Annotated in this window: 18 protein-coding genes; 7 read left to right on the forward strand and 11 right to left on the reverse strand. The window is 71.4% G+C overall.

The features are described 5' to 3' along the window. Positions 1–21: 21 nt before the first annotated feature. Positions 22–939, forward strand: coding sequence for an ABC transporter ATP-binding protein (locus D7193_RS25415; protein ID WP_120782065.1), 918 nt, complete (start codon positions 22–24; stop codon positions 937–939). Continuing rightward, a complete protein-coding gene (locus tag D7193_RS25420) occupies positions 936–1781 on the forward strand; it encodes an ABC transporter permease (RefSeq protein WP_241563397.1) in 846 nt (281 codons plus the stop codon). The genes D7193_RS25415 and D7193_RS25420 overlap by 4 nt, the downstream gene beginning before the upstream one ends. 98 nt (positions 1782–1879) lie before the next feature. Here D7193_RS25420 and D7193_RS25425 read toward each other — a convergent pair whose 3' ends face one another. Next, complete coding sequence (locus D7193_RS25425) at positions 1880–2530, reverse strand: class I SAM-dependent methyltransferase (RefSeq protein WP_241563399.1); 651 nt, start codon at positions 2528–2530, stop codon at positions 1880–1882. A 109-nt stretch (positions 2531–2639) separates the two neighbouring features. Here D7193_RS25425 and D7193_RS25430 point away from each other — a divergent pair, with 109 nt between their 5' ends. Further along, the gene (locus D7193_RS25430; RefSeq protein WP_120782219.1) at positions 2640–3233 is read left to right on the forward strand and encodes a helix-turn-helix domain-containing protein; all 594 of its coding nucleotides are present in this window, start codon (positions 2640–2642) and stop codon (positions 3231–3233) included. A 41-nt stretch (positions 3234–3274) separates the two neighbouring features. On the opposite strand, the gene D7193_RS25435 is transcribed toward D7193_RS25430, so the two are convergent. After that, entirely contained in the window at positions 3275–3505 is a 231-nt protein-coding gene (locus D7193_RS25435; protein ID WP_120782068.1) for a hypothetical protein, read from the reverse strand. 95 nt (positions 3506–3600) lie between these two features. On the opposite strand from D7193_RS25435, the gene D7193_RS25440 reads away from it, so the two are divergent. Beyond that, positions 3601–4338 carry a TetR/AcrR family transcriptional regulator gene (locus tag D7193_RS25440; protein WP_120782069.1) on the forward strand — a complete coding sequence of 246 codons (738 nt, stop codon included), beginning with the start codon at positions 3601–3603 and terminating at the stop codon, positions 4336–4338. Positions 4339–4370: 32 nt separating this feature from the next. On the opposite strand, the gene D7193_RS25445 is transcribed toward D7193_RS25440, so the two are convergent. The 5 genes from D7193_RS25445 to D7193_RS25465 all read right to left on the reverse strand — a co-directional run bounded on the left by D7193_RS25445 (position 4371) and on the right by D7193_RS25465 (position 7965). Further along, positions 4371–4661 (reverse strand): DUF4287 domain-containing protein, encoded by a 291-nt coding sequence (locus D7193_RS25445; protein WP_120782070.1) that lies wholly within the window; start codon positions 4659–4661, stop codon positions 4371–4373. Positions 4662–4875: 214 nt separating this feature from the next. Then, positions 4876–5256 carry a VOC family protein gene (locus D7193_RS25450; protein WP_120782071.1) on the reverse strand — a complete coding sequence of 127 codons (381 nt, stop codon included), beginning with the start codon at positions 5254–5256 and terminating at the stop codon, positions 4876–4878. Between the two features lie 83 nt (positions 5257–5339). Then, positions 5340–6137 (reverse strand): hypothetical protein, encoded by a 798-nt coding sequence (locus D7193_RS25455; protein WP_147434450.1) that lies wholly within the window; start codon positions 6135–6137, stop codon positions 5340–5342. A gap of 132 nt (positions 6138–6269) precedes the next feature. Then, positions 6270–7058 carry an ABC transporter permease subunit gene (locus D7193_RS25460; protein ID WP_120782073.1) on the reverse strand — a complete coding sequence of 263 codons (789 nt, stop codon included), beginning with the start codon at positions 7056–7058 and terminating at the stop codon, positions 6270–6272. After that, positions 7051–7965: an ABC transporter ATP-binding protein gene (locus D7193_RS25465; RefSeq protein ID WP_120782074.1), complete on the reverse strand. Its 915-nt coding sequence runs from the start codon at positions 7963–7965 to the stop codon at positions 7051–7053. The genes D7193_RS25460 and D7193_RS25465 overlap by 8 nt, the downstream gene beginning before the upstream one ends. Before the next feature lie 90 nt (positions 7966–8055). On the opposite strand from D7193_RS25465, the gene D7193_RS25470 reads away from it, so the two are divergent. From D7193_RS25470 to D7193_RS25480, 3 genes are all read left to right on the forward strand, one after another. Then, positions 8056–8508, forward strand: a complete 453-nt coding sequence (locus D7193_RS25470) for a GbsR/MarR family transcriptional regulator (RefSeq protein WP_241563401.1) — start codon at positions 8056–8058, stop codon at positions 8506–8508. A 156-nt stretch (positions 8509–8664) separates the two neighbouring features. Further along, positions 8665–9552, forward strand: coding sequence for an ABC transporter ATP-binding protein (locus tag D7193_RS25475; RefSeq protein WP_206611973.1), 888 nt, complete (start codon positions 8665–8667; stop codon positions 9550–9552). Between the two features lie 74 nt (positions 9553–9626). After that, entirely contained in the window at positions 9627–11198 is a 1572-nt protein-coding gene (locus D7193_RS25480) for an ABC transporter permease (protein ID WP_120782222.1), read from the forward strand. A gap of 48 nt (positions 11199–11246) precedes the next feature. Here the strand turns inward: D7193_RS25480 and D7193_RS25485 are convergent, their stop codons facing one another. The 4 genes from D7193_RS25485 to D7193_RS25500 all read right to left on the reverse strand — a co-directional run bounded on the left by D7193_RS25485 (position 11247) and on the right by D7193_RS25500 (position 13766). Next, a complete protein-coding gene (locus D7193_RS25485) occupies positions 11247–11564 on the reverse strand; it encodes a hypothetical protein (RefSeq protein ID WP_147434451.1) in 318 nt (105 codons plus the stop codon). 104 nt (positions 11565–11668) lie between these two features. Beyond that, complete coding sequence (locus D7193_RS25490; RefSeq protein WP_120782076.1) at positions 11669–12310, reverse strand: hypothetical protein; 642 nt, start codon at positions 12308–12310, stop codon at positions 11669–11671. Further along, positions 12307–13056, reverse strand: a complete 750-nt coding sequence (locus tag D7193_RS25495; RefSeq protein ID WP_120782223.1) for an ABC transporter permease — start codon at positions 13054–13056, stop codon at positions 12307–12309. The genes D7193_RS25490 and D7193_RS25495 overlap by 4 nt, the downstream gene beginning before the upstream one ends. Next, positions 13053–13766 carry an ABC transporter ATP-binding protein gene (locus D7193_RS25500; RefSeq protein WP_120782077.1) on the reverse strand — a complete coding sequence of 238 codons (714 nt, stop codon included), beginning with the start codon at positions 13764–13766 and terminating at the stop codon, positions 13053–13055. Before D7193_RS25500 ends, D7193_RS25495 begins: the two co-directional genes overlap by 4 nt. Between the last annotated feature and the right edge of the window lie 16 nt (positions 13767–13782).

A 13782-nucleotide genomic window follows, 5' to 3' on the forward strand; every position in this document is an offset into this window, starting at 1 on the left:
CCGCCGCGGAACCATTTCCGCATGATCCTGGTACGGAAGTTGACCAAGCGGTACGGGCAGACGCTGGCACTGGACAACCTGTCGTTCGAGGTCCGACCGGGAGCGGTGACCGGCTTTCTCGGGCCGAACGGCGCCGGCAAGTCCACCGCCCTGCGCATCATCCTCGGCCTGCACCATCCGACCTCCGGCGAGGCACTGATAGGCGGCCGGCGCTACGACCGGATCCGCCACCCGATGCGCGAGGTGGGCGCGGTGCTCGACGCCAACGCCGCCCACCCCGGCCGCAGCGCCGTCCACCATCTCGCCTGCCTGGCGCGGAGCAACCGCATCGGCAGGGCCCGGGTGAGGGCGGTCCTCGACCAGGTCGGTCTGGCCGACGTGGCACACAAGCGGGTGGGCGGGTTCTCCCTCGGCATGCGCCAGCGCCTCGGAATCGCCGCGGCGCTGCTCGGCGACCCGGCCGTGGTCCTGCTCGACGAGCCGATCAACGGGCTCGACGCCACCGGCATCCGCTGGATCCGCTCCGCCCTGCGGACCCTCGCCGCGGAGGGACGTACCGTGCTGCTGTCCAGCCACCTGATGAGCGAGATGGCGCTCACCGTCGACGACGTGCTGATCATCGGCCGGGGCCGCCTGCTCGCCGAGACCTCCATGACCGAGATGCGCGACCGGTTCGAACGCGACGTGCTCGTGCGTTCCCCCCGGGCCGCCGACCTCGCCGCCGTCCTGACCGGCCTCGGCGCGTCCGTCACCGCCGTGGAGACCGACACGTTCGTCGCGGCCGGCGTCGACGCCCCCGCCATCGCCGCCGCCGCCGCGGCGGCGGCGATTCCCGTCCACGGGCTGACGTCACGCGGCGCCACGCTCGAGGACGTCTACCTGCAGATGACCGGCGAGGCGGTCGAGTACCGCAGCACCGAGAGGACGGCACAGTCATGACCACAATGACCCGCCCCGGCACGGCCGACAGCAGCCGCGCGCCGGCACCGGCCGTACGACGCTCCCAGCTGTGGCGCGACGCCGTGGCCGCCGAGTGGCTGAAGCTGCGGACGCTGCGGTCGACGTACGCGTTCCTCGCCGGCGGCGCCGCCGCGACCCTGCTCGGAATGCTGATCCTGTTCCTGCTCGTCGGCTCCTTCGACGGCGCGAGCGCGGCGGAGCAGGCGAACTACGAGACGGCCGACCTGACCGTGGTGGTCATGCCGTTCGTGACGTTCTTCCTCGCCTCGATCGCCGCCATGTCGATCACCACGGAGTTCACCACCGGCTCCATCGGCCCCGGCCTGCTGGCCGTGCCGCAGCGCCGGATCCTGCTGGGCGCGAAGGCCACGACGGCGGCCGCGGTGGGCCTGATCGGCGGACTGCTGTTCGCGCTGCTCGCCCTCGCCGGCGCGACACTCCTGCTGGGCGACCGTCCCGCGCCCCTGAACCCGTGGCCGAGCTGGACGCACGCCCTGCCGACGGTGGCCTGCGCGGCGCTCGTCGTGATGGTCACCAGCATCGTGGCCCTGGGTCTCGGGGTCGTGCTGCGCTCGACCGCGTCGGCGCTGGTGACGCTGGGCGGCCTCGTCCTGGTGGCCCCGGTGTTCGCGCACTTCCTGCCGACGACGTGGCACCTCCGGTTCGCCTCGGTCCTCCTGCCGAACCTGACGCCGCAGCTCGCGGGCGCCGACCACCCGTACCTGCTGTCGCCGGCCGGAGCGCTGGTCATGCTGCTCGCGTACGTGGGCGTCGCGCTCGGCGCCGGACTGATCGCCTTCGGCCGCCGCGACGCGACCTGACCCGTCGTGCCGGTTGCACAATGGGCGCGGTCAGCCGCCCCACCGGCCGCCCCGCGGCACGGCGGCGCGGCTGACCGGAACGCGGCGGGGAGGCGTGGTCACACCGGTCTGCGGTGGGCCTTGACGACCACGTCCCGGATGCTCGTGCCGGTCGAGCCGTGCGTGAGGTGCCGGGTCCTCGACTCGGCGACGTCGACGTCCCACAGTTGCGGGGCCAATGCGCCGGTCACCGCGTCGAGCCCGATCGACGCCCGCTCCGGGGCATGGGCGGCCGAGTGCTCGTCGGCGTGGTCGTGGCCGACGACGAGGAGCGTGCCCCCGGGTGCGACGGCACCCGCCAGACGGGCCACGAACGCGCTGAAGGGCACCCTCGGGTGGACGTACTGGCTGACCACCAGGTCGTAACGCCGGGGCGGCTGCCAGGTGGTCAGGTCGGCCACGACCCAGGTAATGCGCGACGCGGCCTCGGGGTCCAGGTTCGCGGCGCGGTCCGTGGCCTCGTCGACGGCCGTCGCGGAGACGTCGACCGCCGTCACCTGCCAGCCGCGCCGGGCCAGCCAGACGGCGTCGGCACCGCGGCCGCAACCCGCGTCGAGCGCCGTCCCCGCGGGAAGGTCGGACGCCTCGGCCACGAGCTGCGGGCCTGGCGAGTCGTGGCCCGTCGGGTGGCTCCGGTAGTGCTGCTCCCACCACTGCGGCCCGAAGGCGGGCTGGTCCTCGGGGCCGGGGTGGTCGTGGTGCTCGCTCACGGCGGGCCTCCTGTGCGGGGAGAGGGTTGCGGTGTTCAACGGTAGGGGCTGATTCGGTAGCGGCAAGACTCCTTGCAGTTTTGGCAAGATGAGGGTTAGCGTGGCGGTCATGTCCGAGGTCGACCTGTCAGACGTCGTCCGCCAGCGCATCCGCGGGTTGCGGCAGGCCCGCGGGTGGAGCCTCGACGTCCTCGCCGCCCGATGCCGCATCAGTCCGTCGACACTGAGCCGGATCGAGACCGGTAACCGCCGGATCGACCTCGACCAGCTCGTCGCGCTCGCACGGGCGCTCGGCACCACGATCGACCACCTCGTGGAGCCCGTCGACGACGCCGACGTGATCATCCGGCCCATGCAGCACCAGGAACCGGGCCTGACCACGTGGGTGCTCTCCCGCGACACCGCACAGCACGGGGGCCGCCTGGTGGCCAAGATGAGGATCACCCCCGAGCGGCGCTCCGGCCCCGGGCACCTGGCCGTCCACCCGGGGCGCGAATGGTTCACCGTGCTCAGCGGCACCGCGCTGCTGCACCTCGGCGAGCGGCAGGTGACGATCGGCGTCGGCGAGGCGGCGGAGTTCTCCACCATGACGCCCCACTCGATCGGCGCGCTGGGCGGGCCCGTGGAGATCCTCACCATGTTCGACCAGGAGGGCGAGCGGGCCCACGCCGAATCGTCCAGCGAGGCGCCGGGCCGGCGCTGACCGGCGAGCCGCCTCTCGGGCGGCACGAACGTGGCGGGTGCTCACGGAACGGTGTCGGAGTAGACCTCGACGTCGTAGATCAGCTGGACGTTGCGCCGGCCGTTCGTGATGCCGACGAAGATCGGGTCGCCGGCCGGGGTGCGGCCCTGTCGCCACACCTGTTCCCGGGCCGCTTCCTGCGACTCGCGATGGTTCCTGCCCTCCTGGTGCAGGTGCAGGACGCGACGGGCGGTGGTCCGGTCGCTGTCGAGGTGCACTCGCAGTAGAGGCATGTCGTGACCCCCTTGCCGACCGTGGAACCAGCCCTTCCTATGTTCGGTCAGCTTACCGTCGTTAAGTTGCCTGTCTACCGTACTAGAGTGGCTTCATGACCACCGCAGAGCCGGATGCGCCGACGACGCCCACGGCGGAGCCACGGCCCAGCCGCACTCCGCTGCCGGTATGGCTACGGGCGGAGCCGCCACGCGTCCGGCGCAAACCGCCGCTGAGCCTTGAGTCGATCGTGGACGCGGCGGTGGCCGTGCTCGACGCGCACGGCATCGAGGGCCTGACGATGCGCAGCCTCGCCCAGCGGCTCGACGTGACGGCCACCGCGTTGTACTGGCACGTGAGGACGAAGGACGACGTCCTGGACCTGGCCGTCGACCGGATCTTCGGCGACGTGCCCGTTCCCGATGTGAGCGACGACTGGCGAGAGGACATCCGCGTCCTCGTCCGAGGCTGGCGTGGCGCCATGCTGGGCCACCCCTGGGCACCACGGCTGATCGGACGTCCGATGCTCGGGCCCAACGTCCTGGCCCGCACCGAGTTCCTGCAATCGGCACTGGTGCGCGGCGGCTGCCGCGGATTCCCGCTCGCGGTAGCCACGCGGACGCTGGCCAACTACGTCATCGGCGCCTCGCTCACCGAAGCCACGTGGCGCCAGACCACGGACCCCGACGCGAGGGCCGCGGCCCGCGACCACGTCGCCGCGAGCGCCGACGCCTACCCGACCCTCCACGCCTCCGGCCATCTCGACGACACCCGATGGGACGACGACCTGCTGTTCGAGGAAGGCCTCAACGGGATCCTCCGGACCGCAGCACCGCCAGGGGCACCGGACTGAGCGCAGACACCCGGGTCGATTCGCCGGGTGGCTCAGGCGGGACGGGTGGCCTTGCCGTCCAGCCACAGGGTGTCCGTGGCGTCGCGGTGCGAACCGGTCGAGCCGACGTGCTTCGTGCTGATCGTCGGCCCCTTCTTGATCACATGGACCAGGGCCATCGCGTGTCCCCGGCCGAGGTCGTACTCGTTCTTCAGCCAGTCGACGATCACACCGGCCTTCACACCGTCCGCGTTGTAGCCGCGCGCCGTGGCCTCGTCGACCAGGGCGCGCGGGGTCTTGCCGGTCTTCTCCTCGATCGCGTCGAGGTACGCCTGGAAGGACATGCTCGTCGGTCTCCGATCGGTAGCGCGGTGCGCACGCCGCCACGCGACAGCCGTGACGGCTGTCGCGTCACGTCGTCGTCCTCGGCGGGTGGCGTGGTTGACGACAACCAGCCTTCACGGACGGGAGGAGACGATCAAGACGGGCACGGGCCACGATCGTTGCGCCAGAGACAACGATCAGGGACGGGCATGTGCGCAGACGCCGGCGATGGCGTCACCCTTCGCGTGACTGGGTCACGCCGAGAATGTTGCCCTCGCTGTCCTTGAACCAGGCGCCGCGCATCGCCGCGAACTCCGCGACACCGTTGGTGGTCTTGAGACCAGGGAGGTCGTACTCTTCGAACGTCACGCCACGCCCCCGGAGGTCCGCCATCTCGGCGTCGAGGTCGGCGACAGACCAGGCCGCCAACGTGTGTGGGGCCTGCCCGGCGTTGGCGGTGGGGTAGATGAAGAGCTGCGTCCCACCTGATTCGAGATGGACGGCGTCCTGGGTTTCACGAAGGACGGCGAGGCCCAGGGTGTCGCGATAGAAGGCCTTGGCCCTCTCGATGTCGCTCGCGGGTATGGCCGCCTGCACCGGAGCGTCGGTCAACATGATGGCTCACCTCCTGCGCCAGCCTAATCAGCGCCGACCCCGCATGCTCCGTTTTGTCCCGCTTGGCCGTGCGTCGGTTGCCGTCAACTGCCGGCGCCCTGCGGCACGTACCCCTCGCCGAGCACCCGTCGCAGCCCGTACAGCAGGAGGCTCGCCACGATCGAGGTGGCTATGCCGATGAGCAGGCCGACGTACCACCGCTCCCGCGGATCGCGACCGGTCGGGCCCGGCGGCGGCGACTCGGCGGGATACCAGGGGCGTTCACGGGCGAGCCACCAGATCACTCCGAGGCCGAGCGGCACCCCGGTGAGCACCCAGAACCAGAACCACCGTGTGCCTCGGGCGGGGGCAGGCCCGAACACCAGCACCGTCAGGATGCCGAGCAGGAGCAGCATCGGCAGCGCCCGCAACGGCTGTAGGGCGTCGGCGCCTTGCCAACGCGGTTGCTGGCTGGCCGACTGCAACGCGTGGTCGAAGGCGGCAGCCTCCGGACCCGGGTACCGCGTCGCGTCGAAGGATCCAGGGAAGACGGGGGTTGTGGAGCCGTCGTCGAACTCGGTGTAGTGCACCCGCCAGTCGCCCGTACGCCAGAGGAACAACGGCCCGGCACGGCCGGTGGATCGCGGCGCCCGTCCGCTGGTCCAACCCCACTGGCCGGTGCTGTCCCACCCGTCGGCCCACCGGTAGGACAGCATCCGGCCAGCGGACAGGTCCGAACTGGCCTGCGCCGTGCTCGCCTGACGCGGCGCCGACCACCAACTCGACGCCGCCCAGGCGACCCACAACACCACCAGGACGAGCCGCGCCAACCGCCACCACCGGCGTCCCGGACGCGGCTGTCCCGACCCCGTGATGTCCTGTCGTGCGACGTTCCCCGCCATGCTGGGCATCGTGTCAGCACGACGCACCCCCGGGCGACGGCGGCAGATCTCAGAATTCAGCCATCGACCTCCGTCGTACGCCCCCTCGACGGGAAGCGGGCGGCGCCGGCCGGCCCGAGAGCAGCGGCCGGTTCAGCTGGCGAGGTCGCGGCGGTTGAAGGAAACGACGGCGAGGGCACCGAGCACGATGATGGTGGCGAGGAGGATGCCCAGGTCGATCCATTGGAACCCGTTTCGCAGTGGTTGATTGCCGATGTAGTAGTGGAACGGGGAGAGGTAGCGGGCGCCGTCGGCGCCGATCTGAGGGGCGACGGTGTCGGCCGCGTAGCAGAGGACACCCAGGACGGTGCTGCTGGCGAGGGCCGTCGCGCGACTGCCGGTGGCGGCGCCGACGGTGATGGCGATGGTCCCGAAGAGGGTCGCGAGCAGGCCGAGCGCCACGCATTGGGCGGCGAACTGCGCGATGGTGATGGTGTCGAGCCTGGCTCCGGTGCGGACGGCGAGCATGGCGAGCAGCACGACGGCGGCGAGAGTGAACGAGCCGATGGCGAGTGCGCCGAGGCGGTGCAGCACGAGTCGGGTGCGGCTGACGGGGTGGGAGAGCAGGAGGTCGAGGTAGCCGGCTTCCTCGTCGCCGGCGATGGCGCGGGTACCGGTGGCGATGCCGTAGATGACCGCGATGAGGGGCACGAGAATGCCGAAGACGCTGGAGCCGAGGTAGCCGGCGGCGCTGGCGATGTCCTCCATGTTGAGGGCTTCGCGTAGGGCCGGAGAGAAACCTTCGACGGCTTGTTCCATCGCGCCGTCCGCGATCTGCGGGTAGAAGCTCGCGTACATGGCGCCGACGAGGGCGGTGCCGAGGGCGAAGCCGGCGAGACCCCGGCGGGAGTCCCAGAGGGTTTTCGTCAGGACGTTAGGCATTGCTGTTCTCCTGGACCCCGTCGGCGGGCTGGTAGTGCGCGAGGAAGAGTTCTTCGAGGTCGGGTTCGGTGGCCCGGATGCTGGCGACCTCGTGACGGGCGAGGACCCGGATGAGGTCGTTGGGGCTGGCGGCGAGGGCGAACTGGGCGGTCGGGCCATCGATGGTCAGGTCCGAGATACCGGGGAGGGCGGCGAAGGCGGACTGGTCGATCGGGCCCGCGAAGGTGATGTCGAAACGGTGGATGGCGTGGTCGCGGAGCCGGGCGACGGCCTCGAGGGCGACGAGACGGCCCTCGCGGATGATTCCGACCCGGTCGGCGACGGCCTCGACCTCCGTCATGATGTGTGAGGACATGAAGACGGTCTGCCCGGCGGCCCGGGCCTCCCGGACGAGGTCGAGGAAGGTCTGCTGGACCAGCGGATCCAGTCCGGAGGTCGGTTCGTCGAGGATCAACAGGTCAGGTCGGTGCATGAACGCCTGCACGAGACCGACTTTCTGCCGGTTGCCCTTGGACAGCGTCTTGATCCGAGCGGACAGGTCGAGGTCGAGGCGGCCGGCCAGGTCTTCGATGCGCTGTCGCGGTACGCCGCCGCGCAGAGCGGCCAGGAAGGTCAGGCATTCGCTCACGCGCTGGCGGGGGTTGACGACGAAGTCGCCGGCGAGGTAGCCGATACGCCGGTGAAGGTCGACAGCATGCTCGCTCGGGTTCCTGTCGAACAACCAGGCCTTGCCGCCGGTAGGACGGATGAGGTCCAGAAGCAGCCGGATGGTGGTGGACTTCCCCGCGCCGTTCGGGCCGAGGTAACCGAACACCTCACCCTCGCCCACCGTCAGGTCCAGGTCGACCAACCCGCGGCGAGACCCGTACGTCTTGCTCAGCTTCTCCAGCCGAATCACGTATCCCATGTCTTCGAGAGTAGAGAAGTTTCAGAGATCTCTGAAGGTTCGTGGGTGTTAGAATTTCGTTAGAATCGGGCGACGAGAGGAACGTGAACCGTGGCGCTGAGTGAGCCGGCGGAACGCTTGGCCCTCGCCCTCGCTCAGGGCGGGATGCAGCGGATGACAGCGCGCGTCCTCGCGGCTCTGCTGTTCACCGACCAGGAGACCATGACGGCCGGGGACCTGAGCGAGAGTCTCGCGACGAGTTCGGGCAGCGTGTCGACCGCGGTGAAGACCTTGACCGTGGTGGGGCTGATCGAGAGGGTTCCGGCCCCGGGGAGTCGCCGCGAGCATTTCCGGCTTCGTGAGCACGCGTGGGCGACTCTGATGTCCAGTCAGAACCAGCTGGTGAAGCTGATGATGGATGTCGCTGAGGAGGGCATCGCGGCGACGGGCGAGGACACTCCGGGTCACCGCCGGTTGGCCGAGATGAGGGATTTCTACGCGTACCTGTGGCAGCGGCTTCCCGAGCTGATCGACACCTGGAAGGCCGGCCGGACCTCCCGCTGAGCAGCAACCGGCTGCGTCCGGTGGCGCCGAACCGGCACCCGTTCCGCCGCGGCCGGTTGCGCTCTTCCCAACGTCGATGTCCGGCACGTACGCTGAGCTCTGGTGTGCCGGGAAGTCTGGTCGGCTGTCGCGTCCGTCGCCGACCAGGGAGATTCCGTGACCGTCGCCGCCATCCGCACTGCCGCCCTGACGAAACACTACGGCTCCGTCCACGCACTGGACGAGCTGGATCTGACCGTGCCGGCCGGGCAGGTCTTCGGCTTCCTCGGCCCCAACGGCGCGGGCAAATCCACCACCATCCGGCTGCTGCTCGGTCTGGCCCGCCCGACGGCCGGTCGCGCATGGATTTTCGATGCGGACGCGGCAGACGTGGCGGTGGCCCACCGATCGATCGCGTACGTGCCCGCTGACGTCGCGCTCTGGCCCTCCCTGACCGGCGCCGAGATCCTTGAGCTGCTGGGGCGGGTCGGGCCGGGGGTCGACCGGGCCTACCGGAACGAGCTGGTGGACCGGTTCGCCGTGGACCTGTCCAAGCCGGGACGGGCGTACTCCACCGGGAACCGGCAGAAGGTGGCTCTGGTGGCCGCGTTCGCGACCCGGGCTCCCCTGCTCGTCCTCGACGAGCCGACCAGCGGCCTGGACCCACTGATGGAACGGGAGTTCCAGGCCGCGGTGGCCCAGGCCCGCGAGCGCGGGCAGACGGTGTTCCTCAGCTCCCACCAGCTGGCCGAGGTCGAGGCGCTGTGTGATCAGGTGGCGATCCTGCGCGCGGGTCGTCTCGTCGAGGTCGCCGCGGTGTCGGATCTTCGCCGGCTGCACCGCAGTCAGGTCGAGGTCACCTTCACCGGCCCGCCGCCGGACCTGACCGGGGTGACCGGCGTCGAAACGGTGCAGCGCACGGGCCCGGCCCAACTGCGGTTCACACTGACCGGCCCGCCGGCAGTGGCGCTGCGGGCCCTCTCCGAGGCGCAGGTGACCGCGGTGCGGATCACCGAGCCGACGCTGGAGGAGATCTTCCTCGACTACTACACGCTGGAGTCCTGATGGCCTCCCTCGACACCCGCGTCGCGAGAGGCGGTGCGGACCCGACGCGCGCTGCCCGGCATGTCGGCGGACGGGTGATCGCCACGCTCGCGCTGCGACAGATCCGACGCGGCGCGTCGATCGTCATCGTGCTGGTCGCCGGGATGTCCGCGATGGTCGCCGCCACCTATGCGGGCACCGTCGGCGACGCGCTCGACGCTGCCGCACTCGCTGCCCTGGCCGAGAACCCGGCCGTCCGCACGCTGTTCGGTGAACCCGTCGCCCTGGACGATCCCGGCGGGTTCACGGTCTGGCGCACCGGCACCGTGCTCGGCGTGCTGGTCGGCGTCTGGGGGCTCCTCACCGCCACCCGGATCACCCGGGGAGAGGAAGACACCGGCCGATGGGACCTGCTGGCCGCCGGCCGCGCCCCGGTGGCCTCGATCGTGGCCCGGCACCTCGTCGTCCTGGCCGGGGCGCTCCTGGCAGCCGGGCTCGCGACCGCTGGCGCCCTCATCGCTGTCGGCACCGCGCCTGTTGGCGCCGTGCTGCACGGTGCGGGCGTGGCCCTCGTCGGGGTCTCCTTCGCCGCCGCCGGCACCCTGGCCGCCCAGATTCTCCCCGCCCGGGGCGCGGCCACCGGCGCCGCCGTCGCTCTGCTCGGTGCCACGCTCCTGATGCGGATGGTGGGCGACGGCATCGACGCGCTCGGTTGGCTGCGCTGGCTGTCGCCGTTCGGTCTGACCGCGCTGGCGCAGCCGTACGCGGCGAACCGGGTCATGCCACTGGCCGTGCTCACGGTCGCCGCCGTCGGCCTGCTTGTCGCGGCTGTGTTCGCCGCCCGGCGTCGCGACGTACGCGGCGGCTGGCTCGCCGCCCCGGCGGGGCGCCCGCCCCGACTGTGGCTACTCGGTTCGGTACCGGGCTTCGCCACCCGGCGTCTGGCGCGCCCACTGCTCGGCTGGGCAACCGGCATCGCCTCGTACTACCTGCTCATCGGTCTGCTCGCCGTGTCGATGACCGACTTCCTCGCCGACAACGCCCGCTTCGCCGACCTCGCCTCCCACGCCGGGTTCGGCGGCCTGGGTACGGTCGACGGCTACGTGGCCGCCCTGTTCGCGCTGCTCGCGATCCCGATCGGCGTGTTCGCCGCCGTCCGGATCGCCACCACCGCCGCCGACGAGAACAACCGCCGGATGACCCTGCTGTACGCCCAACCCGTCACCCGCACGCGGCTGCTGACCGCCGAGGTCGCCGTCACCACTGCGGGCACCGTGTTTCTCGCCATCAGCGCGGGCTTCGCCACCTGGGCCGGCTCGGCCGCTGTGGACGCACCACTGGGACTCGGCGCGGCCCTTGCGGGCGCCGTCAACGTCCTTGCTGTCGCGCTGCTGTGCCTGGGCGCGGCGGTGCTCGCGCTGGGCTGGGCGCCTCGTACCGTCGCGCTCGTCGGAGCGCTGCCGGCGGCCGGCGGGTTCCTCCTTCACGTCCTCGCCGACAGCACCGGCGCTCCACCGTGGGTTGATCGGCTGTCCCCGTTCACGCACCTCGCACCCGTACCGGACCTACCGCCGAACTGGCCCGCCGCAGCCGTCATGCTGACCACCGCCGTCGCGCTCTCCCTGCTCGGAGCGATCGGCTACCAACGGCGCGACCTGCGCGGATAGCCCACCGGAAGGTTCGGAAGCGCCCGCGAGGCGCGGCCAGACGTTGCCCTAATAGACGTCCTCGTACCCCTGCCGCCAGCGTTCGGCGTTGTAGGCGGCTCCCTCGCGAAAGAACCACACGAACAGCCCACCGCCGCCGCACAACGCAACCCCGAGCAGCGGCACCCAGTCCTGCTCGACGATCGCCGACACGAGGAACATCACCGTGAACACCGCTGCGGCCAGCAGACTCGGCTCCGGGCGTCGCAGCCAGTAACCCACCCGGCCGCTGCGCTGACGCAGACGGCGTGGCGGTGTCTCCGCGACCTTGACCAGCGGCACACGCACCAGGCGACGTCGCCGTCGCCGCTGCCGCCTACCCGCCACGACCCCACCGTACGGGACCTGGGAATCTGTGCCTCCCACGCCCGAACGCGTCACCGCGGGCGAGCCGGCCCGGAACCTGCGGATTCGCTCACCGAGCGGAAGTGTCAGGCGTCGCGGCGGCCGAAGGTGAGAGCGGCGAGCGTGAGGGCAGCGAGTGTCCAGGTGATGGTGGCGGCGGCGCCGCGGGACGGGTCGACGGCGGCGGTGTCCGGCAGGTAGGCGGCGCTCGCGCCGAACCGGGCCCGCAGCACCGGACCGGCGATGACGTACACGAACAGCAGGAGCACCACGGCGGGCACTGCGCGGCGGACGACGCCGGCGACCGCCGCGCCGAGCAATGTGGTGAGCGTCAGGTACGCGGTCGCGGCCGGCAGCCACGCGGCCCCACCGGCCGGCAGGGAGCTGGTGGCGGCCGTTGCGGCGGCCACCGGGAGCGTCAGGGCAGCCAGCGCGAGGGCCTTCACGGCCTGCAGTGGCAGGCGCCGGGGCATGGCGAGCAGCGTCGTGCGGATCTGGTCGCCCTCCTGGTACTCGGACACGGCCGCCAGTACGCCGAGCACCAGGAAACCGGCCTGGGTGTACCCGAGCGGGGCCAGGGCCGGGTCATCGCCGAGCGGCTCACCGCGGGACTCGGCGGCCGCGTACGCGAACGTCAGCAGCAGGTTGGCGGCCCAGGTCAGCAGCGCGGTCCGGCGCAGCGACGGCAGGGTCAGCAGTTTGCGCAGTTCAGCTCGGGCGGTGGTCATACGTCCCGCCGCTGGAACAGGACGGCGCCGACCGCCAGTAACGCCACGACCCAGGCCGTCATCACCAGTCCGGCGGTCACCGGGGCGATCGCGACGGGGAAGTCCGCGCCGCGGATGAACATCCGCGCGCCGACGATGTCCGGCAGGTACGCGGCGAGGTCGGTGACCTTCGTCAGCAGGTACGACACGGAGACGACGGAGCTGTTGATGATCAGCAGCGTCAGCGGCACGATGCCGTTGCGGGTGATCAGCGCGATCGCGTACGCCAGCAGTGCGGTCAGCGTCCAGTAGAGGACGGCGGCGGCGACCCGCGTGAGCGCCGGTGCCGGCACGTGTTCGCCGTGCAGCACCTGGGTGAGGGTGAGCGTGACGACCGCGGTGACCGACGCCTGCGCCGCGACGACCAGCACGAGCGCGGTGGTCTTCGCCGCGAGCAGACGCAGCCTGTCGGGCACGGCGGTGAGCGTCGCGGTGAGTTGGCGGGCGCCCGGGGCGTCCTTACCCGTGGACGTGTATTCGCTGCTCACCACGATCACGCCGAGGACCATCGGACCGATCAGGCCGATCCCCAGGTCGCGTAGGCCCAGGTCGGACGTGTCGGTGAGGGTGCCGGCGGCGATGGCACGGCGGGTGTACGGCGCGTTGAGCAGGACGACCACGGGCGCGAGGAGCGTGCCCAGCACCAGGCCGACCCAGGCGGTGGGCAGGCCGAGCAGCTTGCGGAGTTCGGCGCGGACCAGGCTCACCACGGGCCACCCGCCTCGGTGGCGGTCAGCGCGAGGAAGGCGTCCTCCAGGGTGCGATGGTCGCCGGTGACCTCGGCGAGGTCGCCGTGGATCACGATCCGGCCCTTGTCGATCACGATGACGTCGTCGGCGATCTCGGCCAGCTCGCCCATCAGGTGGCTGGAGAGCAGGACGGTACGTCCCTGCGCGGCGCTGTCCCGGAGGAACTCGCGCATCCAGCGGATTCCGGCCGGGTCCAGGCCGTTGACCGGTTCGTCCAGAACCAGGACCTCGGGGTCGCCGAGCAGCGCGGTGGCGAGCCCGAGCCGGCGGCTCATGCCGAGGGAGAAGCGGCCGGCGCGCTTCCGTGCGTGGCCGGTCAGGCCCACGACCTCCAGGACCTCGTCGGCGCGGGAGTCGGGCAGGCCGTTGCTGGCGGCCACCCAGCGCAGGTGGGCGCGGGCCGTGCGGGCCCGGTGCGCGCCGCTGCCGTCGAGCAGCGCGCCGACCGTCGTGAGCGGACGGTCCAGTTTCGGGTACGGGCGGCCGCAGATCAGCGCGGTCCCGCTCTGCGAACGATCCAGGCCGAGCAGGATGCGTAGCGTCGAGGTCTTGCCGGCCCCGTTGGGCCCGAGGAAGCCGGTGACCCGGCCGGGTCGGGCTTCGAAGCTGACGTCGTACAGGATCTGGGTCCTGCCCTTGGTCTTGCTGACGCGATCGATCGTGATCATGCGCCTGAGTCAACCG

Source organism: Micromonospora costi (genome assembly GCF_003626655.1).
Classification (GTDB): Bacteria; Actinomycetota; Actinomycetes; order Mycobacteriales; family Micromonosporaceae; genus Micromonospora; species Micromonospora costi.